The sequence below is a fragment of the Microseira sp. BLCC-F43 genome (assembly GCF_041929235.1).
Lineage (GTDB): Bacteria > Cyanobacteriota > Cyanobacteriia > Cyanobacteriales > Aerosakkonemataceae > Microseira.
Window position 1 is genome coordinate 16,449 of record NZ_JBHFNP010000041.1, and the last position, 23,603, is coordinate 40,051.

Below are 23,603 nucleotides of genomic sequence, written 5' to 3' on the forward strand. Positions count from 1 at the left end.
TACAACTCGATTGTGAAGGTGAAACGCTCAGTTTCTTTTATTACCTATGCGTCTGGTGTCGGCAGCTGGAAAAACCTTTTGCCAAAAGTAGACCCTGGCTTAATAGGGTCAATAAACCCTGGAAATCCAACGTTAAATATACGCATTTCGACTGCTCAGAGGGCGGGATAAAGATTCTATCTAAAAAACTCGTATCTAACAATCCCCTAGAGGCACCTATCGGTTAACAATGGGTTAAACCGAAGCCCAAGAAAAGTTGCCAATATTTCCTGGCGATCGCGCTTCTTGAAGGTTAGTTTAAAGCAACTTGGTTATTTGTGGGGTCTTACACCTTATATTATGAGGGCGGGGAGGAAAGGATTACCACGCTCAAGTCATTAGTTCTTGATATTATGTGGGGGCTAATCTGACCAAAGACGGGCGCAGGCGGGAACGCTACCACAGCACCTCGCTGGCCTTCCAAGTATTTATCCTTCCTATGCCAGGTCGTAAACATCAATTGTATCTCACCCTGTCAATCGTACCTATCATCGCCACGTCGCTGTGGTTGGGTCAAAATGCCATTGCTAGCCTTTCTACCTCTGTAGCCATCCCACAGCAGCTAGTGCCAGCCAAACCGATGACTGTACTAAGCCAACAACTCCCAGTATCGGTACCCAACGACACTTCTTTCCAGAGGAATTTAAGACAGGGGAACCAAATCGCTGTAAATGGGCGAATTTTACCCGTAGCTTGGAGTCAGCGGCAACTAAGTGTCAGCGATAAAACTATCCGCACTGGGATTAGCGATACCGGCTTAATGCGGACAATCGGAGCTGAGTTACTGAGTACTTGGAATACAACAGCACAGCCGGTACAGTGGTTTTCCCAGCCTCAAACCCAGCCGCTGATTTTAGCAACCTGGTTAACCAGTCAGTACCGCTATTTAGATATTACCGATTTAGCGACAGCGATGGGTTGGCAGTTGCAAGCCGATGGGACAACGCTGCGAATTAACTTGCCTCCCGCCAAATTACAAGACATGCGACAGGAACAGCGACTTTGGCGTCAAAACTCCCCCGCCTCCTCTAGCCTACCCATTGTCTTTGATCTAGACCGTCCCACCCCTTGGCAAGTGAGCCAAGAAGGCAATGTCATAAAAGTTACCATCGATGCGGCAACTGACCCAGCAATACTACAGAGAACCGTGCCGGGAAATGGGACGCCCAGCATAGAATCTGGTATAGCAGACACAGTACAAACGCAGCCAGACCAACTTCTGCCCCCTCCCCCTGCCGCCGAACTATGTCCAATTCCCCAGACGCCATGCCCAATTAATCTGGAAAGCACTTCTAACCAAACGACAATTAGAACCAACATTCCCAGTGGTTTGCGTCCTCGCGTTTGGAGTTTATCCAATCCCTACCGCCTCGTCATCGATTTTCAACCAGAGACTATGGTAGAGCGAGATATTGTCTGGGCAACGGGATTGCGCTACAGGCAGCAGTATATCGAAATTAAAGATGCTTCATCTGAGAAACAGGTTGCTTCCCGTTTTCCGGTAGTTTGGTTGGAAATCAATCCGCGTCAGCCTGGATTGACGATCAAGCCTATCTGGAGCAATCCTAGTACGTTAGTGGGGATTGCCCCTTTAATTCAGACAGCGCAGCAGTGGCAAGTCGCGGCGGCGATTAACGCGGGTTTTTTTAATCGCAATACTCAGTTGCCTTTGGGCGCAATCAGGCGGGATGGTAGGTGGTTATCCAGTCCTATTCTCAACCGGGGAGCGATCGGTTGGAACGACTTCGGCGAAGTCAAAATCGGACATCTAAGTGTTGAGAACACGATCGTTACATCAGGTGGAGAGCGTTTGCCCGTCACAGCGGTTAACAGCGGCTACATCCAGCCAGGAATTGCCCTCCACACAAAAGAGTGGGGAACTACCTACACCCCCCTCAGCGATAACGAAACCATAGTCGCAATCGGGAATAACCAGGTTATCAGTCAATCACCCGCAGGTTCAGCGGGACAAACACCCTTTCCCATTCCACCTGACGGCTACCTGCTCGTTATCCGTGCCAAACCAGAATTAGCCGATAAGCTTGCCGTTGGTACGACAGTCCGCTACGAAAGCGTTCCCGTCCCTGCCGAATTCGTCCGTTATTCCCAAATTTTAGGAGCAGGGCCGGTTTTGCTGCAAAATCGTCAAATTGTTCTCGACGCCAAAGCCGAACAATTCCGCGATTCCTTTGTTGCAGAATCTGCCGTTCGGAGTGCGATCGCTATCACCGCCAGCAACACCCTACTCATAGTCACCGTCGGTAATCGTACCGGTGGCACGGGACCAACCTTACGTGAAATCGCTCAGATCGTACAACAAATGGGAGCCGTTGATGCACTTAATTTAGACGGCGGCAGTTCTACCAGCCTTTACCTGGGCGGTCAACTGCTCAATCGCCCTCCCGGCACTGCCGCTCGCGTTCACAACGGCATCGGCATTTTCCTCAATCCCCGGCTATGAGATAAGGGAGATGAGGGGCAAAAGGGGCCCAGGAGCAGAGGGGCAAAAGGGGAATTAGAATGTACATTCTCCCCATCGCCTGGAGCTCCCCATCGCCTGGAGTCCCCATCTCCCCATCTTCCCCATGTTGTTAAAGCCCCTTTAAAGCTGCTAAGTCCCATGTAAAGACTTGATGTAAATCAGCTCAATTAGCAGGATTACTGATGACAGCCGCTGGATGGTATTTGCTATGTTTAGCTGTGGGTTTGAAAAGTATCTAGGTTCAACGCAACCGAGCGGCGCTTGTATTTCATAGATCTTCACAAAACTAACTCTGATCCCAGTAATTAGGAGAAAATATATGGCTCAGCTTCAAGAAATCTCTCACGTATCCGCAGTTGCCCTACCCACATCTGCTGCTACAAACGCAGTTGCCGCCACAGAACTGCGGCCTTGGGGTTCTTTTACAATTCTTGAAGAAGGGCGAGGATATAAAATTAAGCGGATTGAAGTCAAGCCTGGTCACCGCCTCAGCCTGCAAATGCACCACCACCGTAGCGAACACTGGATCGTAGTTTCGGGTACGGCTAAGGTAACTTGCGGCGAAGAAGAAATCATGCTGGGCAGCAATCAGTCTACCTACGTACCCCAATGCACCAACCACCGTCTGGAAAATCCTGGTGTAATTCCTCTGGTTTTAATTGAGGTACAAAATGGAGAATATCTGGGAGAAGATGATATTGTGCGCTTTCAAGACGACTACGCCCGCACCAAAAAGTAAAGTTTTATGATTAATCTCAGTCCAGCAGCCGCCAGTGAAATCAAACGTCTCAGGTCTAAACACCAAAAGCCAAATGCACTATTTCGCCTGGGGGTACAACCAGGCGGCTGCGCTGAGATGGTCTACACCCTGGAATTTGACGAGACGCCAGCGCCAGGGGATCGAGTTTACGATTGTAACGGCCTCTCTGTGGTCGTAGCACAACAGCAGATCAACTATATCGACGGCCTGACTCTGGATTACTCGGAAGATATGATGGGTGGCGGTTTTCGCTTTCATAACCCCAATGCCAAGACTAGCTGTGGCTGCGGTAATTCCTTTTCCATACAGGGTTAAGATGCCGCAGCAAATATTGAACTGCCACGCGAGCGCTCTGCGCGTGGTTTTTTGCTTGCAGGACTGACGCACTACGAGCTTAGAAACCCGGTTTCTGGCGGCGAGCTGGAGTTTCCCAGCCCCGATTTTTCCTATCACCTTAGTTTCTGGCGGCGAGCTGGAGTTTCCCAGCCCCGATTTTTCCTATCACCTTAGTTTCTGACGGCGAGCTGGAGTTTCCCAGCCCCGATTTTTCATATCACCTTAGTTTCTTTGCCTAACTCCTGGCTTGGCTTTCCACCCCCTTGCCTTGACAAAAATCTAACAAAATTGATATATTCAATGTTTGTGGTAAATTAAAACAGCTAAAAACTGTAGATATAGAGGTCATGCCCACCATCCAGCAATTGATTCGTGCTGAACGTCAGAAAATAGAGAAGAAAACAAAATCGCCAGCGTTGAAGAGTTGCCCGCAACGCCGTGGTGTTTGTACAAGAGTTTACACAACGACGCCGAAAAAACCGAACTCAGCGCTGCGGAAAGTAGCTAGGGTGCGCCTCACATCTGGGTTTGAGGTAACGGCGTACATTCCGGGAATTGGTCATAATTTGCAAGAACACTCGGTTGTAATGATTCGGGGTGGTCGGGTGAAAGACTTACCCGGTGTCAGATACCATATTATTCGCGGCACTTTGGATACAGCAGGAGTCAAGGATCGCAAGCAGGGTCGTTCTAAGTACGGCACGAAGCGTCCTAAGAAAAAATAATTCCTGTCATCCCAAGCAGATGAGACGGTCTTAACAAAAATGACTGTAAAATTGAATTCTGCTGGGCGCAATGCCTGCGCTCGGAATCAACTTGGGAGTGCCTAAGTCATAGGCAACAGGATTTTATATAAGTCTGATGCCAAAAAAAACAAGTTCCTGTTGAAGGCTTAATATGTCTCGTCGTACTGTTGCTCAAAAACGTCCCGTACCGCCAGATTCGGTCTATAACAGTCGTCTAGTTAACATGCTAGTGCGACGGGTAATGCGGCACGGCAAAAAGTCACTGGCATTAAGGGTGATTTACAATGCCATGAAAATTATCGAGGAACGGACAGGCTCAGATCCATTAGAAACGTTTGAGCAGGCTGTCCGCAACGCCACGCCTCTGGTGGAAGTAAAAGCCCGCCGGGTGGGTGGCGCTACATATCAAGTGCCGATGGAAGTACGCCCAGACCGGGGTGCAGCCCTGGCACTGCGCTGGCTGATTCAATACTCCAGAGCCAGGTCGGGTCGCTCAATGGCGATGAAATTGGCAAACGAGTTGATGGATGCGGCTAACCAAACCGGCAGTTCGATTCGCAAGCGGGAAGAAACCCACCGGATGGCTGAAGCGAACAAAGCTTTTGCTCACTATCGCTATTAGCATTTGGGCAACCCGCTTGACCACAAAAAGTATAGAATCTTAACAGAGAGTAAGGAAATCAATACTGCGGCATTAACCAAGGAGGTAGCCGTGGCACGTACCGTCCCGCTTGAAAGAACACGCAATATCGGGATTGCCGCCCACATTGATGCGGGCAAGACAACGACAACTGAACGGATTCTATTCTATTCCGGGCTGGTTCACAAGATTGGAGAAGTCCATGAAGGAACCACAGTAACGGATTGGATGGAACAAGAGCGGGAGCGAGGAATAACGATTACTGCTGCCGCTATCAGCACCAGCTGGAAAGACCATCAAATTAACATTATTGACACACCGGGACACGTTGACTTCACGATTGAAGTCGAACGTTCCATGCGGGTTTTGGATGGAGTAATTGCTGTATTCTGCTCGGTGGGCGGGGTACAGCCTCAGTCTGAGACAGTATGGCGGCAGGCAGATCGGTATAACGTGCCTCGGTTCGCCTTTGTTAACAAGATGGATCGGACTGGGGCAAACTTTTATAAAGTTTACGACCAGATCCGCGATCGCATGAGAGCCAACGCAGTACCAATTCAACTTCCGATTGGAGCGGAAAGCGACTTCCAGGGAATTGTAGACTTGGTGCGGATGCGTGCCCTGATCTATAAAGACGATGTCGGCAAAGAAATCACAGAAACAGATATTCCAGCCGATCTGCAAGCAAAAGCAGAAGAGTTTCGCCTCAAGCTGGTGGAAGCAGTAGCCGAAACCGATGATGTCTTGACGGAAAAATATCTCGAAGGCGAAGAATTTACTGAAGAGGAAATCAAGCAAGCCCTACGCAAAGGCACGATCGATGGCACGATCGTTCCGATGCTGTGCGGGTCGGCCTTTAAGAATAAAGGCGTACAGCCGCTGTTGGATGCGGTGATCGATTACCTACCCGCCCCAATTGACATTCCGGCGATTAAGGGAACCAAGCCAGATGGCGCTGAGGTAGAGCGGAGAGCCTCCGACGAAGAACCACTGTCAGCGTTGGCCTTCAAGATTATGGCAGACCCCTACGGTCGCCTCACCTTTATTCGCGTTTACTCGGGCGTACTCAAGAAAGGCAGCTACGTCCTGAACGCCACCAAGGGTAAGAAGGAACGGGTATCCCGCCTGATCGTATTAAAAGCAGATGAACGGATCGAAGTTGAAGAACTGCGAGCGGGAGATCTGGGTGCGATTTTGGGGCTGAAAGACACCTTTACCGGCGATACGATCTGCGAAGAAGGCTCGCCAGTGATTCTGGAGTCCCTGTTCATCCCCGAACCAGTGATATCGGTGGCGGTGGAACCAAAGACCAAACAGGATATGGAGAAGCTATCCAAAGCACTCCAATCCCTGTCGGAAGAAGACCCCACCTTCAGAGTCAATATCGACCAGGAAACCAACCAAACGGTGATTGCCGGGATGGGCGAGTTGCACCTGGAAATCCTAGTTGACCGGATGCTGCGGGAGTTCAAGGTAGAAGCAAACGTCGGTGCGCCGCAGGTGGCTTACCGCGAAACAATCCGCAAAGCGGTGAGAGCAGAAGGGAAATTTATCCGCCAGAGCGGTGGTAAAGGTCAGTACGGTCACGCCGTGATCGAAGTGGCACCAGGAGATCCCGGTAGCGGCTTTGAATTCGTCTCCAAGATCGTTGGGGGTACTGTACCTAAAGAATACATAGGACCCATAGAGCAAGGGATCAAGGAAACCTGCGAATCCGGTATTTTGGCTGGATATCCGGTAATTGACCTGAAAGCAACCTTGGTGGATGGCTCATACCACGAAGTAGACTCGTCAGAAATGGCCTTTAAGATTGCTGGCTCAATGGCAATTAAAGAGGCAGTCAATAAGGCTTCGCCGGTACTGTTGGAGCCTATGATGAAAGTTGAGGTGGAAGTACCGGAAGCATACCTGGGGACTGTAATGGGAAACCTGATTTCCCGTAGGGGTCAAATCGAAGCTCAAGAAGTCGAACAGGGTCTGGCTAAGGTGACCACTAAAGTCCCACTGGCAGAGATGTTTGGATATGCTACAGATATCCGGTCTATGACCCAAGGCCGAGGCATCTTCTCGATGGAGTTCAGCCACTACGATGAAGTGCCTAAGAACGTGGCTGAAGCCATCATCGCCAAGAGCAAAGGGAACTCTTAGTTAGTAAAGGAAATTAGCATTCATGGCACGCGCAAAGTTTGAACGGAATAAACCCCACGTCAACATCGGTACTATTGGTCACGTTGACCACGGTAAAACAACCTTAACAGCAGCCATCACCATGACCTTGGCAGCTCTTGGTCAGGCGCAGGCAAAAAAATACGATGAAATTGATGCGGCGCCAGAAGAAAAGGCACGGGGTATTACCATCAACACCGCTCACGTAGAGTATGAAACCGCAAAACGGCACTATGCTCACGTGGATTGCCCCGGGCACGCGGACTATGTGAAGAACATGATCACGGGTGCTGCTCAAATGGACGGTGCTATTCTGGTAGTTTCTGCGGCTGATGGTCCTATGCCTCAAACCCGCGAACACATCCTCTTGGCAAGACAGGTAGGTGTTCCCAGTCTGGTGGTCTTCTTAAATAAAGAAGACATGGTGGATGACGCAGAACTCCTGGAACTGGTAGAATTGGAAGTCCGTGAGTTACTGTCTAGCTACCAATTCCCTGGGGATGATATTCCAGTTGTGATCGGCTCTGGTCTGCAAGCGCTGGAAGCAATGGTTGCTAATCCCAAGACAGCACGGGGTGAGAATAAGTGGGTAGATAAAATCTACGCGTTAATGGACGCTGTAGATGCTTATATCCCAACTCCCGAACGGGATATTGATAAACCGTTCCTGATGGCTGTAGAAGACGTGTTCTCTATCACAGGTCGTGGAACTGTAGCTACAGGTCGGATTGAGCGGGGTAAGGTTAAAATCGGTGACAACGTGGAACTGGTCGGCATTAAAGCTACCCGTAGCACCACCGTTACTGGGATCGAGATGTTTAAGAAGAGCCTTGAGGAAGGGATGGCTGGTGACAACGCCGGTATCCTGCTGCGGGGTATCCAAAAGGCCGACATCGAGCGCGGGATGGTGATTGCCAAGCCGGGTTCGATCACGCCTCACACTGAATTTGAAGGTGAAGTGTACGTTTTGACCGAAAAAGAAGGCGGTCGCAAGACTCCTTTCTTCCCTGGGTACCGTCCTCAGTTCTACGTGCGGACAACCGACGTAACCGGAACGATATCAGCATTCACGTCAGATAGTGGGAGCGAAGCCGAAATGGTGATGCCCGGTGACCGGATTAAAATGACTGTGCAGTTAATCAACGCGATCGCCATTGAGCAAGGTATGCGCTTTGCTATTCGCGAAGGCGGTCGCACCATCGGTGCAGGTGTCGTCTCGAAGATCCTCAAGTAGACACTTTCGTTTTTAATCTAAGAGCAGAAAGGCAACTAACCGTTTGGGAAGGGTGCTTTTCTGCTATGGCTTCTGGAAAAACAAAAATAATCGTTTTCAACCGAACCTGGAAAACTGAAAATGGCAACGATTCAACAGCAAAAAATTCGCATTCGACTCAAGGCTTTCGACCGGCGCTTGCTAGATACATCTTGTGAAAAGATTGTAGATACGGCAAATCGGACAAACGCTACAGCAATCGGCCCGATTCCCCTGCCGACTAAACGCCGTATTTACTGCGTGCTGCGCTCGCCCCACGTTGATAAAGATTCGCGGGAACATTTTGAAACGCGCACCCATCGCCGCATTATTGATATTTACCAGCCTTCTTCTAAAACGATTGATGCTTTGATGAAGCTCGACCTGCCAGCTGGCGTAGATATTGAAGTGAAGCTGTAAGCAAAACTGGCAAGTTGGCAAGGGTAGCCCTTGAGTGCTAATGCTCAAGGGCTGGTTACTTTATTACCTTTTTTAGGAGCAGATCCGTTAAAGTAAGTAAATAAGCGCCTTTACTTTCTGTACTATGGCATCCTCTTCCTCAATTGCTGTTAGAGAGCTTCCTCTGTTCCCGTTGCCGGAAGTAGTTTTATTTCCAGGTAGACCGCTGCCTCTACACATTTTTGAGTTTCGTTACAGAATCTTGATGAACACGATTCTGGAAAGCGATCGCCGCTTCGGGATTCTGCTGTGGGATCAGGTTAAGGGACAACCCGCCGATGTGGGGTGCTGTGCCGAAATTATTAGATACCAGCGTCTCCCAGACGATCGCATGAAGATATTAACCTTAGGACAGCAGCGGTTCCGCGTCCTGGAGTATGTCCGAGAAAAACCTTACCGAGTCGGCTTGGTGGAATGGCTCGAAGATACGCCGCCACAGAAGAACTTGGTTCCTTTAGCAGCGGAAGTAGAACAACTGCTGCGGGATGTGGTACGTCTTTCGGCTAAGTTGACCGAGCAAAATATCGAATTACCCGATGATATCCCCAGTCTGCCTAGAGAATTATCTTACTGGGTCGCCAGCAATCTCGCTGGCGTGGCATTAGAGCAACAGGCAATGCTAGAAATGCAAGATACTGCGGCGCGACTGGAGCGGGAAGCGGAAATTCTCACTTCCACGCGCAATCATCTGGCGGCTCGGACTGTGCTAAAAGATACGCTGAAAAGTAGCTAATGGCGTTTCCAGGCAGGAGCCAGGGAACGAGGGTAATTGGTAATTGGTAATGATTTTGCCAATCTACCTCTCGCCCTTACTCGGATCGAGTAATTGAATATCCTGAAGTTAAAGGATATAAATTATACCAGTGACGAACGGCGAGCCATATGACCGAAAGCAGCCCCGCTAGGCTAAGAGTTAGACCGCTGTAGGCGACTAATAGCCCTAAAACGGGCAAAATTGCCCCGGCAATGCTACAAATAACGGCGGCGAGGTGGACGCGACGATTTGACCCCAATCCCCAGGCTAGGGCTAGCAGGACAAGGGAAATACCTGTCCACGCTATTTGGGCATTGACAAAGCGGCTGAGATATGTTAAAGCCAGGATGCAGGCGAAGAAGGTAGCGCCAGCGATCGCGACATCTCGTAAACTCATCGGTAGGGATAAGTACAGTAACAATAACCACCACAGGAATAAAGCTGGAGCCAGTATCAGCAAGCGGGGTAAAATACCCGTATTCTGAGCCGGTTTAATCGCTGTAAATACTCCGAAGGGGTTGAGGACGGAAACATTATCGTCAAATACCCAGGTAAAGCGTGTGCCTTTTGCTTCTTCTTTGCTCTCAGTAGGAACGATACCGCTAGCAAAATCGGCTGCGGGGAAATTAGCCAGTACGCTGAGGCGAAAATTGGAAAGTAGTTGCCCGCTAGCATTATAAACCCAACGCGGCGCGCCTTGAGCTTTATAGGTGACTCTAAAGCGAGTTTTTTCGTTAGGTTGGAGGCGGAAAGGAAAGCTATATTCCCCTGGATTTTTGGGTTGCAGTCTTGTACCGTTTCGCTCTACCTTAAAATTTTGTAATAGAGAGTAACCGTTGGGTGGGGAAATTTCAAAGAAAAAATTCTCAGCTTGGTTTAGACGATTCGTTGCTTGATAGTCAGCGCTAAAATCTAAAAGATAAATTGCTCGACCCTGCTTTTGGGGGTCTGGGAATTGGTCAATTTTAACCTCAATTTGCGATCCGGTGAGTGCGAGAAAGCGATTAATTGCTCGCTTTTCCTGGACTCGGACAAGCCTGTCACCTACTTGAGTATTGTAAGTATAGGGCGCGCTAATAACGTAGCGCAATTGGGGTGCTGGTTGTTCTAAACGTTCTCCGGCGACAGTTTCGGCGACTTTAGCTACTCGTGCTTGTTCCCAAAAGTGGTAGCGAGTGCTTAAGGTTGAGCAGAGAAAAAATCCGCCCACTAAGAGGATTAAAATTAAGGCTGTATGTTGCAATCCTCGTAGCAATACTGAGTAGCGGAAGAGCCATTCGCCGATGAAAATGGCTTGTTCGGGTTCGTCGCGGCGGAGGGAGAAACTTAGGAGAGCGATCGCTATTCCTAGTACTCCTACTAAACCAGTTAAAATTAGGAATGTACGAAGTAGCTGTTTGCCAAATTCAATTAATTGGGTTGGTTGGGTAAGATCGGGTAACCCTGGAATACCTTGGGCTATTTCAACCATAGGATAAGTTTTTTAAGGATGTAGGCAGTCAGACAGATCTGATTTGTCAAAAGTTTCTGACTTTACAAAAATTTTCTTTTTAATTGAACCACAGAGACGCAGAGGACGCAGAGAGGAGAGTAGAGAGAGATTTTTTGATGTTTAAATGCGATCTCGAACTTGTGAGTCAATTGTTGGCTGTTTGGTTGGAACTGCTGTGGGTGATGGTTTTGGATTGTTTTATGAAGGGTTAAGTAAGCGTCGGCTAGTTCGTCTTTATCCGCATTTGAATCAATCTCAATTTTTGTTTGGTAGAGGGATGATTTTGGATGATACGGAATATACTTGTATGGTTGCTCAATTGCTGATTGTTTCGGCGGGAAATGTCGATATATTTAAGCAAGATTTGGGGATTAGATTGCGGTTTTGGTGACTCGAGCTAATAACGCAAGTTGCTAGTTATAAACAAGCGCGTTGCAAGCTTGCTAATTGCTAATTGCTAATATAGGATTTTTACCAATCTCGCCATTAGCCATTAGCCATTAGCCGCTGTGAGAGAGATAACTAGCAACTTGAGTTAATAGCTAATGGTTTTTGGAGCCATTAGCTATTAGCACCTTTGCGATTTAGGCAACTGGGGCAGCAACTCTATCAAGGATAGCCTTGCGCTTTTCTAGGTCAAATCCATAGCCGTGGGGAAGAATATGAAGCCTCGCGCCGCAAATTGCCATCGGTTCGTCTTTCAAGACATCATCGGCGTTGCTATGGGTGATTTCCGAGTCATCAACAACGGTAACAGAGCCAGCCCCAATGACTTCAAATTTGTTGCCCTTGACTGCTACGGCTGTATTTTCGTCAATACCGATTCCCAAGACGGCTGGTTGCTGTACCAAGGCTGCAATTAAGCGTCCCAGACGTCCGCGCTGGGAGAAATGCTGATCGACTACAATTCCCGGAAGGAAGCCCATACCAGGACCCATTGCCACAGTATCAGCGCGAGGATTTGTCTCGGAGTCTCCTTCAATAATCATTACATCTGGCATCATGGCAGCACCGGCGCTTGTGCCTGCGACTACAATTCCTTCAGCGTAACGCCTGTGAATTGCTGTATCGAGTTTGGTGTCTTTAATTAAGCTGATGATGCGAGCTTGATCTCCTCCAGTAAAAAATACGCCAGTTGCTTGTTCAATCAATTCTAAGTAGTCTGGTTTATCTGCATCTTCTCGATATTCGGTGTCAATTACTTTAACCTCTTCGGCCCCCAGACGCTCAAAGATTCTGGTGTAGTCGTCTCCTACTTCTCTGGGCAAGCTGGTGGCAGCTGTCATAATTGCAATGCGAGCTTTGGTACCTCCGGCGCGTCGCACGAATTCCCGCAGGATTCTGCATTCGCCTTCTTTTTCTTCTGCACCGCCGATGATTAGTAATTGCCCGCGCTTATCGTCAGTCATACAAGCTCCATTTTTGAAGTCTTCTTTTAAGAAAACATCACAATCGAATCGTGGGAAAGAGCCAAACGGTAGATTCTTATACAGAATCCCCAGTAATTTGGCTACCGGGGGTGGACTTGCCACGACACAGGGTAGGATAGTGGCAAGTTATTAGGTGGCAATGCCTGAGAACTCACTACCGGATGACTCCAAAGTCCTCTGAAATCCCAAGTGTCCCACAAGCTGACCGGAGTCTCGTTAGGCGGCAAGTTGCTAGTTATAAACAAGGGCGGTGCTAATTGCTAATTGCTAACTGCTAATATAGGATTTTTACCAATCTCGCCATTAGCCTCGTGACCAAGGCAGAGCCTGGGAACGCTATTAGCCGCTAGCAATAATTCCAAAATCAGAAGTCCTGGACTTTTGTTAGATATTGCTCCAGAGCAAGGGTTGGTTTTTGAGGATTCTCCATCGGGAATTCGTTGTGCTGTGGGTGCGGGTATTTTGACTATTGGGATTGCTTCTACTCACAATCCTCTGGTGTTGGCAGCAGGGGCGTTTAATGTTGATCCGGATTTTACTGACGAACAGGTATGGAATTTGCTTCGGGGTTCATAGGTTTTTAGATTTTGGATTGAGCTGGGGGCGGGTTTATCTAAAATGTCTGTAAAACCCGCCTTTACTTAATGCTTGATAAATGAATAGTTGCTCCAATCGCTGACGGGTCGATAACCAATGGTATGATAGATGTGATTGGAAGTGGGATTGGCTAAATCTGTATAGAGAAAGCAGTATTTGCAACCGCTATCGAGCAGGTTTTGACTGAGGGCGGCGACGCAGGAAGTAGCATAACCTTTTTGGCGGTATTCGGGTGGAGTATATACCGCCGTGATGCGCTTTCCGTTGGGTGTTGAACCTCCATAAAAAACCATTGATACGGAAATTTTATCTTCCCAAATATAGGCTCGATTGTGTTTGATGTGATAATCGACGATGCGATCGATCTCTTCCTGATTCTCTCCTAGTGCGTCGAGTTCAAAGGCTTTATACCATTCTAGTAATAAGTTGCGCTCGCTCTCAAGAGCCAATCGCAAATAACCGCTTGATTTGGCAATTGGTTCGACGGTTTGCAGCTGATGAATTCGCATTTGCATTTCTATCTCATAAGATTCACCTGTTAGTTTCTGCCAGGTTTGAGCAAATGCAAGTGCTTCATCTGTCAAAGCATTGACGCCGGGAAGCGGTTCTTTTTGCGCGTGTAAGTTGGATGCGATCGCTTCCAATGCAGCAAAATCCTCTACCTTTGATAGTACCGCCGCATACGGTGCTGTTTTAACTGCAACTGCTACCACCTTTCCCCCATCTTCTACGGATGCTAAATAGGGGTTTTTGTCGGATATTTGCGGATAGTTAATTAAAGTATCTATGATGCCAAACAGCAAGCAGTGATGGGCTTCGTAGTTTAGCAGATAGTCTTTAACTTGTTGGTAAAATTGACTCGCGTCTTCAAACCGATGCAGTTTCATAAATCACTCCCATTCAGCGCGCGATATTGAATAAAAAACTAAGTCTAGATTGTTAATGTTTGCTTGCTTCTCAAACTTCATCCCCGCTTTCTGCATCACGCGCAACGAGGCGAGGTTAGGCGCATCTGCATTTGCCACAATGCGATCGAAACCCAGTTGTTCAAAACCGTACTTTATCGTGGCTTTGGCAATTTCTGTAGCATATCCCCGATTCCAATATTCGGGTGCAACTCCATAAATCATTTCCAATTCTGGCGGCGTGTGAAAATACCAAAAGCCTCCGAAACCTATTAGTATTTGTTGTTCGCGCAGAAAAACTCCCCAAACACCAAAATTATTAGTCTGGAAGGAAGCGATACTTTTTTCAATCAGGGAAGCGACTTCCTCTCTGGGGATTACTTTGTCATCGCAAAGATATTTACGCACATCGGGATGAATCCACATTTGATGCAGCGCATCCACATCATCTAGGGTAAATGGGCGAAATTTGAGTCTGGCGGTTTCAATTTCAGGTGACATCGCGTTAACTCTCCCATTAAGTTTAGTGGTAGTTATTAAGCTACATTTTGCCACCGTTCAATTCCAGAAAAGCAGCTAGATTTTACCACCTACGCCTATAGCGGATTTCATTCGGATGAGGTACACCTTGGTTTGTGTAGCGGCACCCTTATGGGTGCCGCTACACAAAAGGCGCGAAAACGCTATACCTCACGCGGCTGCAAGCCGCTGTAAACAGTGAGTCCAGCAATGTCCCTAGCCATTTTTCTAGGTATGCTTCTGCCCATTTTACCGATGTCGCTACCTGTGAGAATACGGCATTCTTAGGACAGTAGGGAATTGGTAATTGGTAATTGTTCATACCGATTACCCATTACCGATTACCAAATGGAGTTGTTAAATGTCTGCCGATCAATCTAACGCAATAGTTACATTGTCTAATAATTTAGCCGATGCGGTTGAACGCGCAGGTGGGGCGGTTGTTGGTATTAATGCTAGACAGCGGATGACTTCTAGCGGCGTCCACTGGCGATCTGGTTTCATTGTTACTGCTGACCATACTATTAGACGCGATGATGAAATTACCGTTATTTTGCCCGATAATCGCACGGTTACCGCTACTTTAGCAGGAAGGGATACGAGTACGGATTTGGCAGTATTGAAGTTAGAGGAAATAGATTTCCCTACTGCTGCGATCGGCGATGTGGACTCGCTTAAAGTGGGTAACATAGTGCTGGCGTTGGGGAGGTCAAGCGATCGCTCTTTAACCGCCAGTTGGGGCGTAGTCAGCGCCAAAGGCGGCGCTTGGCGCACTTGGCGCGGCGGTCAAATCGACCAATTATTATTACCCGATCTAACTTTATACCCCGGTATGGATGGAGGGCCGTTAGTCGATTCTTCTGGATGCGTTGTGGGTATCAATACCGCCGGTTTATCCCGTCGCAGCGATGTCACTATTCCGGTTTCTACCGTCAACCGGGTGGTGAATCAATTGTTAGAAGCGGGACATATTAAACGGGGATATTTGGGTGTGGGTATGCAACCCGTGCGCTTGCCAGATGTGCTGATAAAGCAGCTAAATTTGTCGTCTGGTGGGGGTGCGATCGCTGTCAATATCGAACCGAATGGTCCCGCGGATAAAGCTGGCATGTTGCTTGGCGATGTTATTGTATCGCTCGACGATAATCCGATTAACGATACCTATGATGTTTTAGCAATGCTTGGTTCGGATAGTGTCGGCAAAACTATGCAGGCGCGGGTTATTCGCGGTGGGATTTTGGTTGAGTTGGGCATAACTGTTGGTGAACGAGTGCGACAAGAATGACGACACGGATTTTGACACGGATGTACGGATTTTTTTTAGCGTTTGGCTTGTTTAATTTTAGGATTGGTTATGGCTGGTCTTAATTTGTCTTTAACGGATGAGTTGGCTTCTGTCGCAGAAAGTTTGAGATGTTCTACAGTTCAAGTGCGTTCTGGAGGTGATGGGGTTGGCTCGGGTACGATCTGGCGTGCTGATGGATTAATTATCACCAATGCTCACGTTGTTCGCGGTTTAAGTGCAACTGTTGAGTTGTGGGATGGGCGAGTATTGACAGGGGGAATTATTGCTAAAAATTCGATGCTGGACCTGGCTGCTATTAAGGTTAATGCTGCTAGTTTGCACGCCGCTAATATCGCTAATTCGGATAATTTACGAGTAGGGGAATTGGTGTTAGCTGTTGGCAACCCTTTGGGTGTAGTCGGCGCATTTACTACTGGAATTATCCACGCAGTTGGTCAACCTTCTAATCCAAAATCGGCTCGCTGCTTTCCCCCTTTTGAAGGGGGACGGGAGGGGGATCGTTTGCAGGGTTTTGAAGGGGGACGGGAGGGGGATCGTTTGCTGGGAATCCAAAGTCTAAAATTCGCCGATTTGGTACAAGCTGATATCCGACTTTATCCTGGCAATTCTGGTGGACCTTTGGCTGATGCACGCGGACGTGTTATCGGTATTAATAGTATGGTTGCTAATGGTTTGGCGCTGGCGATACCTAGTAATAGGGTAGAAAGTTTCTGGCAAAAACAAAACGCGCCGCGTCCTTATCTTGGGGTAACTACTCAACCCGTGTTAGTACGTTTAGGTAGACAGCGGATTTTGGGTTTGTTGGTGTTGGCGGTAACTAAAAATAGTCCTGCTTTTGCGGCGGGGATTGCTCCATTTGATGTGTTAATTAAAGCTGGGAATGACTATTTTAGGACGCCGAATGATTTGGTGAGGGTGCTTTGGGAAATGAATCCAGGGGATGTGCTACCGCTGGAATTGATTCGCCAAGGACAGATCTATTGCCCAGATGTGATGGTGGGTGGCGCAAGTGAGGCGGAGGCGGCGTGACGCGGGTTTTGGTTGCTGCGGATTCTGCGATCGCTCGTGCTGGTTTGGAAACGATTCTCCTCTCTCACGCAGATTTTACCCTAGTCGGTAGTGTAGGAACCCAGCCAACTGCGCTACAGCAGCAAATTGAAACTCATGCGCCCGATGTGGTACTCCTGGATTGGGATCGAGTTGAAGACGAAGCGGTATTCAAACAATTGTTCGCTTTGGGGATGGATGTCGAGGATTTACCTGCGATCGCACTCCTCACCGATTCCCTAACTTCGACATCGCAAGCATTACGCTTGGGCGTGCGAGCAATTCTACCCCGATCCGCAACCAAAAGCGAAATTATCGCCGCCGTTGCTGCTGCTGCTACCGGACTTTTTGTACTCCATCCCGATGCGGTAGAAACATTACAAACAACTTTACCCTCTACCCCACGCACCTTACCAGCTTCCCCGCTACAAGCACTCACTCCCCGCGAAATCGAAGTTTTGGGGATGCTAGCGGAAGGAATGGGAAATAAAACGATTGCGCGACGACTGGGGATATCCGAACATACGGTTAAATTCCACGTTGCTTCGATTTTGAGCAAACTCAATGCTTCCAGTCGCACCGAAGCTGTTACCCTGGGTGCGCGACTGGGTTTAATTATGCTGTGAACTACCTACGCTGACCCGTTAGGGCAGCGTAGGCTTCCCAATTCAACGGCAACAGCCTCCGCGATCGTAGACTTACGTCCGAACCTCTTTGGTCTTACATTGCCTCCAAGGGCAGGAGCGCTGGTTCCCAACGCCAAAATCCGCAAGCCTTCATTTCTGATATTAATTGCCGCGTTTACATCTCTATCGTGGCAATGAGGACAAAGGAAAGAACGCATCGAAAGATCCATCTTTGGAATGGGTAACAACGTTTGATTGCAAAGATGGGACGATGGGAAAAATCGTCCAACTTCAAGGTAAATCTTGCCCTCTTGTTCTGCTTTGTACTTGAGCATGGTGCAAAACATTCCCCAACCCACATCAGAAATTGATTTAGCCAGGTTGTGGTTTTTCACCATGTTTTTTACTACCAGATCTTCTACCACAATCACTTGGTTCTCGTTTACTATCTTGCGGGATAGCTTGTGAAGGAAGTCTTCTCTCACTCTTGAGATCTTAGAATGCACTTTTGCCAGTGCTATTCTTGCTTTACGGCGCGCCTCAGTAGTTTTATCTTTTTTGCGCGATAACTTACGCTGTTTCCGTTTCAGATTACGTTTGTACTTCTTAAGGTGCTTTGGATTGTTGAATTTGGAACCGTCAGAAGTCACGGCAAAATCAATCAATCCCAAGTCAATCCCAATCGCTTTACCGTCGCTACTAGGTTTGGGTTTTTCTATACCATCGTCCAGTAGCAGAGAAGCATAATACCGACCATCGGGCATTTTCGACACGGTAACGGTTTTCAGTTTCCCAATGCGATCGCGATGAATCTTAGCTTGCACCGTTCCCAGTGAGCCTGGGAACTTGATCTCGCGATCGTTCAATATTTTGACATTTGCGGGATACTGAATCGATTGCCTTCCATGTCGATTTTTGAATGTGGGATAGCCTGTACGACCATCAAAGAAGTTACCAAAGGCTGCTCCCAGATTCAAAACAGATTGCTGCAAGCATTGGGAATAGCACTGGGAGAGCCATTCATGCTCTTGTTTCCAAATCGGTATCTGTTTCTTCATGTCCATTGCTGAAACACCGCGACCCGTCTCTTTATAAGTTTGAGAGATCTTAGCGAGTGACTGATTGAAGACCCAACGTACACAACCAAACGCCCTGGCAAGGTGAGCTTGCTGGGCATCTGTTGGGTAAATTCGGACTTTTACAGCTTTCAGCATGACTATTTAGAGTACTTGCTTAACCACTCTAACACGAGGCATATTTCTTGGGAAGAGCCGCAAGATCCCGATATACTGGCCTAGCAATTAAAGCGCTGTCGAAGCTCCTTTTTTCTTGCACGCTGCTTTGCAGTCGGGGGACGCGCTTTACTTTAATTGCAGAGTCATTCATCCCACGCTGCGAGAGAGGGGTCAAGCTAACTTCAAAACCTCAGATGAATCTGGCTATTTTACCCCGTTCATCTGTGTTTTAATTTACAATTTTATAATTTTAAACAGCTAGCGTAACCTTTTAACTTTCAAACCATCTATTCCTGTGGTTGATATTATGTTAACCATATTTTATTTAAAAAGATAGACCGAACTGCCAATTTTTCTATGTCTTTAGTGCCAGATAATAAAACATTTATTTCCCGCCTGAGATTGAGGATATTTTCTGGTGTGAATCGATAAAGTAGCAACAAGAAGACAAAGGAAAATACGATTATGAAATTGACCAAAATGGCTAAAGCTAGCCTTCTAGCTGCCGCTCTAGCTGTTGCACCTTTAAGTTTACCCGCACAAGCTCAAACCACCACTACCCCAGGAGATACTTACACGACTACTCCTCGCCAAGGCGTTGATGCTGTTAACTACGACAACGATTTTAATTGGGGTTGGCTAGGTTTACTGGGTTTAATTGGTTTAGCTGGTTTAGCAGGACGCAAAAATCAAGAACCCGTGCGTTATCGCGAACCGGATCAAGTGGGTTCTTATACCACCAAACGGTAGATATCTCTATTCCTCAGGACTTACGCGCAAGTTCCCGGTTTCTCCGAAAAATCGTTGGTTTTGCAACCAGAGATCAAGGTCGAAACCGGGTTTCTGGCATCCTCGTGCGTAAGTCCTGTTCCTAACGTCATATATCCCTGGTTAATGCGAGGCGTTGACTGGGGAGATTTCCCTGATTAAAACTCGACTTAATATGATGTCAGGCAACTCACCCATAATTAAAACTCAGAGCGTCCCCCTTTCCCCGTGTCGCCGCGTCAGTCCTAATTAGGGGTAATCAAACTAACATGATATAAGATAGTTTTTTGCTCAAGAGTTGTGGAATATATTTAATGGCAGTATCCCTTCACAGATATACGAGAAATTCAGACTCGGCATTGAAAGATAATATATAAAGTTAAACAAGTACCAGTAATTAATAAAGCTATCGCTGAAGCCAGTAGCGGTATCATAATGCCTTGCGTCAAGAAGACAAAATAGAGTCCGTACAAAATACCGAGTGCGATCGCATAAGCACCAAGGTCTACTAACGATTTAGATTGCCAAGCAAGCAAACCTCCTATTAATGACCAAACCCATATCCAAAGAGCATTACGCCACCAAGGCCAAATCAAAATTAGCTTACTCCCCACTCCAATCAGAAGCGGCTTTAAAGAGTTATAAGCTGGTAGTTCCCATGTTCGCAGCCTCTCTTGCCACTCCGACCCCATTAGCAAACAGGTTATCACTAAACTGGCAACAAGCACTGTACGGAGAATGCGCCATCTGTACGGCGGTGAAAACAGGCTGTTTCTGTTGAGCAATTGCTGCCAAGTTAGCGGTGCCTTTTCCGAACTCTGAGAAAATGCAGGTAACCAGCTAGCACAAGGATATTGTTTCTCTAAACCGTGTAATCTTTCCCTTGCATTGCGTATAGCGCTGTCTAAAGCAGTTCCCCTCTTGGCATATTCCTCCAAAAAATACCGAAAAAATTTGGGAGCGACCTCATCAGGCACAGGTTCCCGCATCACAATCACAAAAGGCAAGTATATCGCTTCTTCTGCTAGCTGTTGTGCTAATCCTAACCCGTCGCAAGAGTTGAAAATCGCTAGCTGTAAACCTTTTTCTACAGCTTTCTTCAGAGCGTATTTTAATTCATCAATTGTTAACCAATATTCCTCATTAATCTGAATTATTCCCTGTTGACTATCGGGTTGAGTCAAACTATGTCCAGCAAAAAATAGAATGTCCCATCCCTGTTCCCAAAGCCGATCGTTCAACTCTTCTACTGAAGGCTGCATCAGAAATTCTATTTTTGCTTGTCGAGCTAAATTTTTCAAAGCTTGCCACTCTGATTCGGGATTAATGCCAGGGCCAAAAATCGCCAAAATTTTAACTTTTCCCTTAGCAGAAGGTGAAGCTGGTTTTTTAACTAATTCACACTCAGGTACACTGAAGATGATTTCTGGTTGGGTTTCCAGGGGCAAATCCCACAGATGCCAAGGTAGTCTTCGCAGCCAAATGTTGTAAGTTCGCAGCACCACTCGCACATCTTTGGATGAATTCAGTTGATGGCACAATTCGTCCTCAATAACGCGAAACCGATTTTCCAATTTCAGCCAGGTATTCATGCTTTTTTCTAACGCTTTAGCCGCCTGGGAACAAGCTGCAAAAGCTTCAGGTTTTTGAGAATAGTTTGTTACCTGTCCCGGTTTTTCTTTGAGAGAACGGTAAAACGTCTCTAAGTTGCGGTAAAGCGACTGCCATTGGCGATATTGATTGAGAAGATCTGGATTTCTGGGCAACTTACCGCTTCTCGTTAAAGTAGGGGTGTGTTTGTTGTCTTCCTTAATTGCCAAATTTACGGCAAATCCATGCTCAAAGTCTCCATATATCTCCAGTACGATGAGCTTACCCATTGCCAGCACCCTTAAGTATTATTCTTAAGAAACAATGCTCAAAGCCTTATTTTTCAAGGGTTAGAATATTGTAACGGTAGCGTAAACCGCCCCGGTAAGAGACTCGCATCTTACACCTTTCTTAATAAGGCTTAATGAATCGGTTTGATGAACGAAAAATCAAAAGATTTACGTTTCATCATTCGCAATAAACAAAGGTGATGGCGGTGGTTCAAGCTCTGAGATAGCGAATTCTTCGGTAATGCTAACACCCTGCCAATCTACTTTCACTCCAAATCGATCTCCCAGTTCAGCCTCAAACTGATATTGGATGAATTTATCAGCAGTTCTGGCTGTAACTTCTTTGAAAATTTCCTCTGACTCATCAAGTACAATCAGTTTGAGTCCTAGAGGTAAATAACTATTCTCTCCTGTTGGATACACCTGCAAATTAACTGCCACAGTATCTTCGCTTTCTCGCGAAAGATTGATAATCAAAATGAAGGGATGACCTGCTAATTCTATTCCAAGATCGATCACCTTTCCCCGTCTCACTTTTAGGTTTCTAACGAAGCTTAATTCTTGAGGAGCGATCAGAGCTTCTATTGCCTGCCAGCCTGGTTCAAAAATATTATCAAACCACTGGAGTAATTGATTGACCTGTGTCTGACGAGGTGTAACTTTCGCTGTTAGTTCTGCAAGCAAATCTTCCAACTCTTCGAGCGATCGCAATTCGCTGACTGGTAATTCCTCTTGAGTTGTGGTTTCCACAAACCCCAGCAGCGTTGCTTCTCTAAGCGATTCGCTCAACTTTACAGCTACATAGCCAATTCTGTCTGACCAAACTTCAAGCGGAATATGACAAAATTGAGAGTCTGGTAACACAGGACGGCATTCTAACTTGCCGAGATTTTTAATTTCCAAATCAGCAACATTCATCAGCGTCTGCGTCACCAAATCCCAACTATCGCTCGCTGACAAATCTGTCTCTATTCCCCGGCAACGCAGGTAAAAATCTACCGCATAAACAGCCAAGGTGTTGAGATAAACTTGTTTGATTTTCCGAGGATTAGTTTGCTGTTCAGAAAACCGTTGCGCTGTCAAATGTTCTGGCAGTGCTAGAGGAACGGTGAATGTTAGAGAGTCTGCTATGTTGTTCATTTTTGGGTTTCTCCTGTTTAGTTAAGCGTTTTCCTGCAAGTAAGCTTTGATTTTGGGTGCAAACTTTTTGACACAACGAGAGTAAAATGAACTCGTTGTAGAAAGAGCATCAATACCTAATTCTTCTGAAATTTCTTGCCAAGAGTTTCCCTCAAACCGTTTCAAAGCTATAGCTCGAAAGTTAGCCCTGGGATTATTACCGATGCATTCGTTTCGGAAAATACCTTCTGGGTCTTCTTCTATACATTTTTTGATAATTTCAGATTGGGTTAAGGATGTTGACTCGTCAGGTGATGGAATATTTTCGAGAATATTTAAACCTGAATCCTCTAAATCTGAAAAATTAGGAATTGTTACAAATTGTCCTGCCACGACTTTTACTCCCAATAATTCATTATATGACTCTTTAAAAAATCGCCTATCTAATTTTACATTCAACCAGGTTCTTACTTTACCTTCTTGCGGATTGTAACCATCAATATTATTGTCAGGTTGATAGATAAAAAACAAAATTTTTTGTAAAGCTATAACAAAAATTTCTGGACAAAGATTTGCAGGGTATCGATTGCTATTTGGACGGGTAAGTCTATTAGATTGTCGATTAATTTCTTCAACTAGCTTAGTTAAAGCGATGCGCCGCTCCTTACTCCCTGATGGGTGTTGTTGAGCTGACTTAGCTAGCTCTAGCAGCCGCTTATCTAGTTGATCTGGAGATAGATTATCCATCTGAGATACCGAATAACCAGTGACAAACTGCTTTTCCACAGAAGTGCTTTAGCAGTAGAACAAGTCTGTGCCGCTTCTGCTTGTACCTATCTTAGTTTTAATCCTTGTATTCTACGCAAAATGTCGCTTTGTTGACAAAAATTTACTTTTGGCTAGATTCCTGACCCTGAGAGCAGCAGTCTTGCACACAACGCGCCTGTTTGTAAAGTTTTGTAAAATTCAGCCGCTTTTTGCGTAAAAGCTTGGAGAGCCAACCTGAGAGAAGTAGAAACAAGTCAAACTCAAATAACTTTTCTGA

Annotated in this window: 24 protein-coding genes; 15 read left to right on the forward strand and 9 right to left on the reverse strand. The window is 46.8% G+C overall.

Features of this window, described 5'->3' with window-relative positions; all coding sequences use genetic code 11:
• The first annotated feature begins 478 nt into the window (after positions 1-478).
• From ACE1CM_RS07355 to ACE1CM_RS07395, 9 genes are all read left to right on the forward strand, one after another.
• Positions 479-2,500 carry a phosphodiester glycosidase family protein gene (locus ACE1CM_RS07355; RefSeq protein WP_374876752.1) on the forward strand — a complete coding sequence of 674 codons (2,022 nt, stop codon included), beginning with the start codon at positions 479-481 and terminating at the stop codon, positions 2,498-2,500.
• Between the two features lie 340 nt (positions 2,501-2,840).
• Positions 2,841-3,260 (forward strand): cupin domain-containing protein, encoded by a 420-nt coding sequence (locus tag ACE1CM_RS07360; RefSeq protein WP_374876753.1) that lies wholly within the window; start codon positions 2,841-2,843, stop codon positions 3,258-3,260.
• 6 nt (positions 3,261-3,266) lie between these two features.
• Entirely contained in the window at positions 3,267-3,596 is a 330-nt protein-coding gene (locus ACE1CM_RS07365; protein ID WP_374876754.1) for a HesB/IscA family protein, read from the forward strand.
• A gap of 368 nt (positions 3,597-3,964) precedes the next feature.
• Positions 3,965-4,342, forward strand: a complete 378-nt coding sequence (gene rpsL, locus ACE1CM_RS07370; RefSeq protein WP_226573341.1) for a 30S ribosomal protein S12 — start codon at positions 3,965-3,967, stop codon at positions 4,340-4,342.
• Between the two features lie 172 nt (positions 4,343-4,514).
• On the forward strand, positions 4,515-4,985 hold the full coding sequence (gene rpsG, locus ACE1CM_RS07375; RefSeq protein ID WP_374876755.1) for a 30S ribosomal protein S7: 471 nt from the start codon (positions 4,515-4,517) through the stop codon (positions 4,983-4,985).
• Positions 4,986-5,075: 90 nt separating this feature from the next.
• The gene (fusA, locus tag ACE1CM_RS07380; protein ID WP_374876756.1) at positions 5,076-7,151 is read left to right on the forward strand and encodes an elongation factor G; all 2,076 of its coding nucleotides are present in this window, start codon (positions 5,076-5,078) and stop codon (positions 7,149-7,151) included.
• Positions 7,152-7,173: 22 nt separating this feature from the next.
• Complete coding sequence (gene tuf, locus ACE1CM_RS07385; protein ID WP_374876757.1) at positions 7,174-8,403, forward strand: elongation factor Tu; 1,230 nt, start codon at positions 7,174-7,176, stop codon at positions 8,401-8,403.
• 129 nt (positions 8,404-8,532) lie between these two features.
• On the forward strand, positions 8,533-8,841 hold the full coding sequence (gene rpsJ, locus ACE1CM_RS07390) for a 30S ribosomal protein S10 (protein ID WP_216595738.1): 309 nt from the start codon (positions 8,533-8,535) through the stop codon (positions 8,839-8,841).
• Positions 8,842-8,965: 124 nt separating this feature from the next.
• Positions 8,966-9,613, forward strand: coding sequence for an LON peptidase substrate-binding domain-containing protein (locus ACE1CM_RS07395; protein WP_374876758.1), 648 nt, complete (start codon positions 8,966-8,968; stop codon positions 9,611-9,613).
• Between the two features lie 76 nt (positions 9,614-9,689).
• On the opposite strand, the gene ACE1CM_RS07400 is transcribed toward ACE1CM_RS07395, so the two are convergent.
• The gene (locus ACE1CM_RS07400; protein ID WP_374876759.1) at positions 9,690-11,105 is read right to left on the reverse strand and encodes a hypothetical protein; all 1,416 of its coding nucleotides are present in this window, start codon (positions 11,103-11,105) and stop codon (positions 9,690-9,692) included.
• A gap of 145 nt (positions 11,106-11,250) precedes the next feature.
• On the opposite strand from ACE1CM_RS07400, the gene ACE1CM_RS07405 reads away from it, so the two are divergent.
• On the forward strand, positions 11,251-11,517 hold the full coding sequence (locus ACE1CM_RS07405) for an ADP-ribosylglycohydrolase family protein (RefSeq protein ID WP_374876760.1): 267 nt from the start codon (positions 11,251-11,253) through the stop codon (positions 11,515-11,517).
• Between the two features lie 193 nt (positions 11,518-11,710).
• Here the strand turns inward: ACE1CM_RS07405 and ACE1CM_RS07410 are convergent, their stop codons facing one another.
• Positions 11,711-12,535, reverse strand: coding sequence for a cyanophycinase (locus tag ACE1CM_RS07410; RefSeq protein ID WP_374876761.1), 825 nt, complete (start codon positions 12,533-12,535; stop codon positions 11,711-11,713).
• Between the two features lie 402 nt (positions 12,536-12,937).
• On the opposite strand from ACE1CM_RS07410, the gene ACE1CM_RS07415 reads away from it, so the two are divergent.
• Positions 12,938-13,132, forward strand: coding sequence for a hypothetical protein (locus ACE1CM_RS07415; protein ID WP_374876762.1), 195 nt, complete (start codon positions 12,938-12,940; stop codon positions 13,130-13,132).
• Positions 13,133-13,197: 65 nt separating this feature from the next.
• Here the strand turns inward: ACE1CM_RS07415 and ACE1CM_RS07420 are convergent, their stop codons facing one another.
• From ACE1CM_RS07420 to ACE1CM_RS07430, 3 genes are all read right to left on the reverse strand, one after another.
• Entirely contained in the window at positions 13,198-14,040 is an 843-nt protein-coding gene (locus tag ACE1CM_RS07420) for a GNAT family N-acetyltransferase (RefSeq protein WP_374876763.1), read from the reverse strand.
• Positions 14,041-14,043: 3 nt separating this feature from the next.
• Positions 14,044-14,559, reverse strand: coding sequence for a GNAT family N-acetyltransferase (locus ACE1CM_RS07425; protein WP_374876764.1), 516 nt, complete (start codon positions 14,557-14,559; stop codon positions 14,044-14,046).
• A gap of 160 nt (positions 14,560-14,719) precedes the next feature.
• A complete protein-coding gene (locus tag ACE1CM_RS07430; protein ID WP_374876765.1) occupies positions 14,720-14,899 on the reverse strand; it encodes a hypothetical protein in 180 nt (59 codons plus the stop codon).
• A 39-nt stretch (positions 14,900-14,938) separates the two neighbouring features.
• Here ACE1CM_RS07430 and ACE1CM_RS07435 point away from each other — a divergent pair, with 39 nt between their 5' ends.
• The 3 genes from ACE1CM_RS07435 to ACE1CM_RS07445 all read left to right on the forward strand — a co-directional run bounded on the left by ACE1CM_RS07435 (position 14,939) and on the right by ACE1CM_RS07445 (position 17,556).
• Positions 14,939-15,862 carry a S1C family serine protease gene (locus ACE1CM_RS07435; RefSeq protein ID WP_374876766.1) on the forward strand — a complete coding sequence of 308 codons (924 nt, stop codon included), beginning with the start codon at positions 14,939-14,941 and terminating at the stop codon, positions 15,860-15,862.
• A 69-nt stretch (positions 15,863-15,931) separates the two neighbouring features.
• Complete coding sequence (locus tag ACE1CM_RS07440) at positions 15,932-16,912, forward strand: S1C family serine protease (protein ID WP_374876768.1); 981 nt, start codon at positions 15,932-15,934, stop codon at positions 16,910-16,912.
• A complete protein-coding gene (locus ACE1CM_RS07445) occupies positions 16,909-17,556 on the forward strand; it encodes a response regulator transcription factor (RefSeq protein WP_374876769.1) in 648 nt (215 codons plus the stop codon). The genes ACE1CM_RS07440 and ACE1CM_RS07445 overlap by 4 nt, the downstream gene beginning before the upstream one ends.
• A 5-nt stretch (positions 17,557-17,561) precedes the next feature.
• Here ACE1CM_RS07445 and ACE1CM_RS07450 read toward each other — a convergent pair whose 3' ends face one another.
• A complete protein-coding gene (locus tag ACE1CM_RS07450) occupies positions 17,562-18,770 on the reverse strand; it encodes an RNA-guided endonuclease InsQ/TnpB family protein (protein WP_374876770.1) in 1,209 nt (402 codons plus the stop codon).
• Between the two features lie 486 nt (positions 18,771-19,256).
• On the opposite strand from ACE1CM_RS07450, the gene ACE1CM_RS07455 reads away from it, so the two are divergent.
• Entirely contained in the window at positions 19,257-19,541 is a 285-nt protein-coding gene (locus tag ACE1CM_RS07455) for a WGxxGxxG family protein (RefSeq protein ID WP_374876771.1), read from the forward strand.
• Positions 19,542-19,906: 365 nt separating this feature from the next.
• On the opposite strand, the gene ACE1CM_RS07460 is transcribed toward ACE1CM_RS07455, so the two are convergent.
• From ACE1CM_RS07460 to ACE1CM_RS07470, 3 genes are all read right to left on the reverse strand, one after another.
• Positions 19,907-21,439 (reverse strand): CHAT domain-containing protein, encoded by a 1,533-nt coding sequence (locus ACE1CM_RS07460; protein WP_374876772.1) that lies wholly within the window; start codon positions 21,437-21,439, stop codon positions 19,907-19,909.
• A 168-nt stretch (positions 21,440-21,607) separates the two neighbouring features.
• Positions 21,608-22,579 (reverse strand): DUF1822 family protein, encoded by a 972-nt coding sequence (locus ACE1CM_RS07465; RefSeq protein WP_374876773.1) that lies wholly within the window; start codon positions 22,577-22,579, stop codon positions 21,608-21,610.
• 21 nt (positions 22,580-22,600) lie between these two features.
• Positions 22,601-23,344, reverse strand: coding sequence for a hypothetical protein (locus tag ACE1CM_RS07470; RefSeq protein WP_374876774.1), 744 nt, complete (start codon positions 23,342-23,344; stop codon positions 22,601-22,603).
• Positions 23,345-23,603: the final 259 nt, after the last annotated feature.

Excerpts from the sequence above, each read along its gene's own strand:
- ACE1CM_RS07355 (WP_374876752.1), top strand. The coding sequence starts at position 479 with ATGCCAGGTCGTAAACATCAATTGTATCTCACCCTGTCAATCGTACCT.
- ACE1CM_RS07360 (WP_374876753.1), top strand. The coding sequence starts at position 2,841 with ATGGCTCAGCTTCAAGAAATCTCTCACGTATCCGCAGTTGCCCTACCC.
- ACE1CM_RS07365 (WP_374876754.1), top strand. The coding sequence starts at position 3,267 with ATGATTAATCTCAGTCCAGCAGCCGCCAGTGAAATCAAACGTCTCAGG.
- rpsL (WP_226573341.1), top strand. The coding sequence starts at position 3,965 with ATGCCCACCATCCAGCAATTGATTCGTGCTGAACGTCAGAAAATAGAG.
- rpsG (WP_374876755.1), top strand. The coding sequence starts at position 4,515 with ATGTCTCGTCGTACTGTTGCTCAAAAACGTCCCGTACCGCCAGATTCG.
- tuf (WP_374876757.1), top strand. The coding sequence starts at position 7,174 with ATGGCACGCGCAAAGTTTGAACGGAATAAACCCCACGTCAACATCGGT.
- ACE1CM_RS07395 (WP_374876758.1), top strand. The coding sequence starts at position 8,966 with ATGGCATCCTCTTCCTCAATTGCTGTTAGAGAGCTTCCTCTGTTCCCG.
- ACE1CM_RS07400 (WP_374876759.1), bottom strand. The coding sequence starts at position 11,105 with ATGGTTGAAATAGCCCAAGGTATTCCAGGGTTACCCGATCTTACCCAA.
- ACE1CM_RS07405 (WP_374876760.1), top strand. The coding sequence starts at position 11,251 with ATGCGATCTCGAACTTGTGAGTCAATTGTTGGCTGTTTGGTTGGAACT.
- ACE1CM_RS07410 (WP_374876761.1), bottom strand. The coding sequence starts at position 12,535 with ATGACTGACGATAAGCGCGGGCAATTACTAATCATCGGCGGTGCAGAA.
- ACE1CM_RS07420 (WP_374876763.1), bottom strand. The coding sequence starts at position 14,040 with ATGAAACTGCATCGGTTTGAAGACGCGAGTCAATTTTACCAACAAGTT.
- ACE1CM_RS07425 (WP_374876764.1), bottom strand. The coding sequence starts at position 14,559 with ATGTCACCTGAAATTGAAACCGCCAGACTCAAATTTCGCCCATTTACC.
- ACE1CM_RS07430 (WP_374876765.1), bottom strand. The coding sequence starts at position 14,899 with ATGAACAATTACCAATTACCAATTCCCTACTGTCCTAAGAATGCCGTA.
- ACE1CM_RS07435 (WP_374876766.1), top strand. The coding sequence starts at position 14,939 with ATGTCTGCCGATCAATCTAACGCAATAGTTACATTGTCTAATAATTTA.
- ACE1CM_RS07440 (WP_374876768.1), top strand. The coding sequence starts at position 15,932 with ATGGCTGGTCTTAATTTGTCTTTAACGGATGAGTTGGCTTCTGTCGCA.
- ACE1CM_RS07450 (WP_374876770.1), bottom strand. The coding sequence starts at position 18,770 with ATGCTGAAAGCTGTAAAAGTCCGAATTTACCCAACAGATGCCCAGCAA.
- ACE1CM_RS07455 (WP_374876771.1), top strand. The coding sequence starts at position 19,257 with ATGAAATTGACCAAAATGGCTAAAGCTAGCCTTCTAGCTGCCGCTCTA.
- ACE1CM_RS07460 (WP_374876772.1), bottom strand. The coding sequence starts at position 21,439 with ATGGGTAAGCTCATCGTACTGGAGATATATGGAGACTTTGAGCATGGA.
- ACE1CM_RS07465 (WP_374876773.1), bottom strand. The coding sequence starts at position 22,579 with ATGAACAACATAGCAGACTCTCTAACATTCACCGTTCCTCTAGCACTG.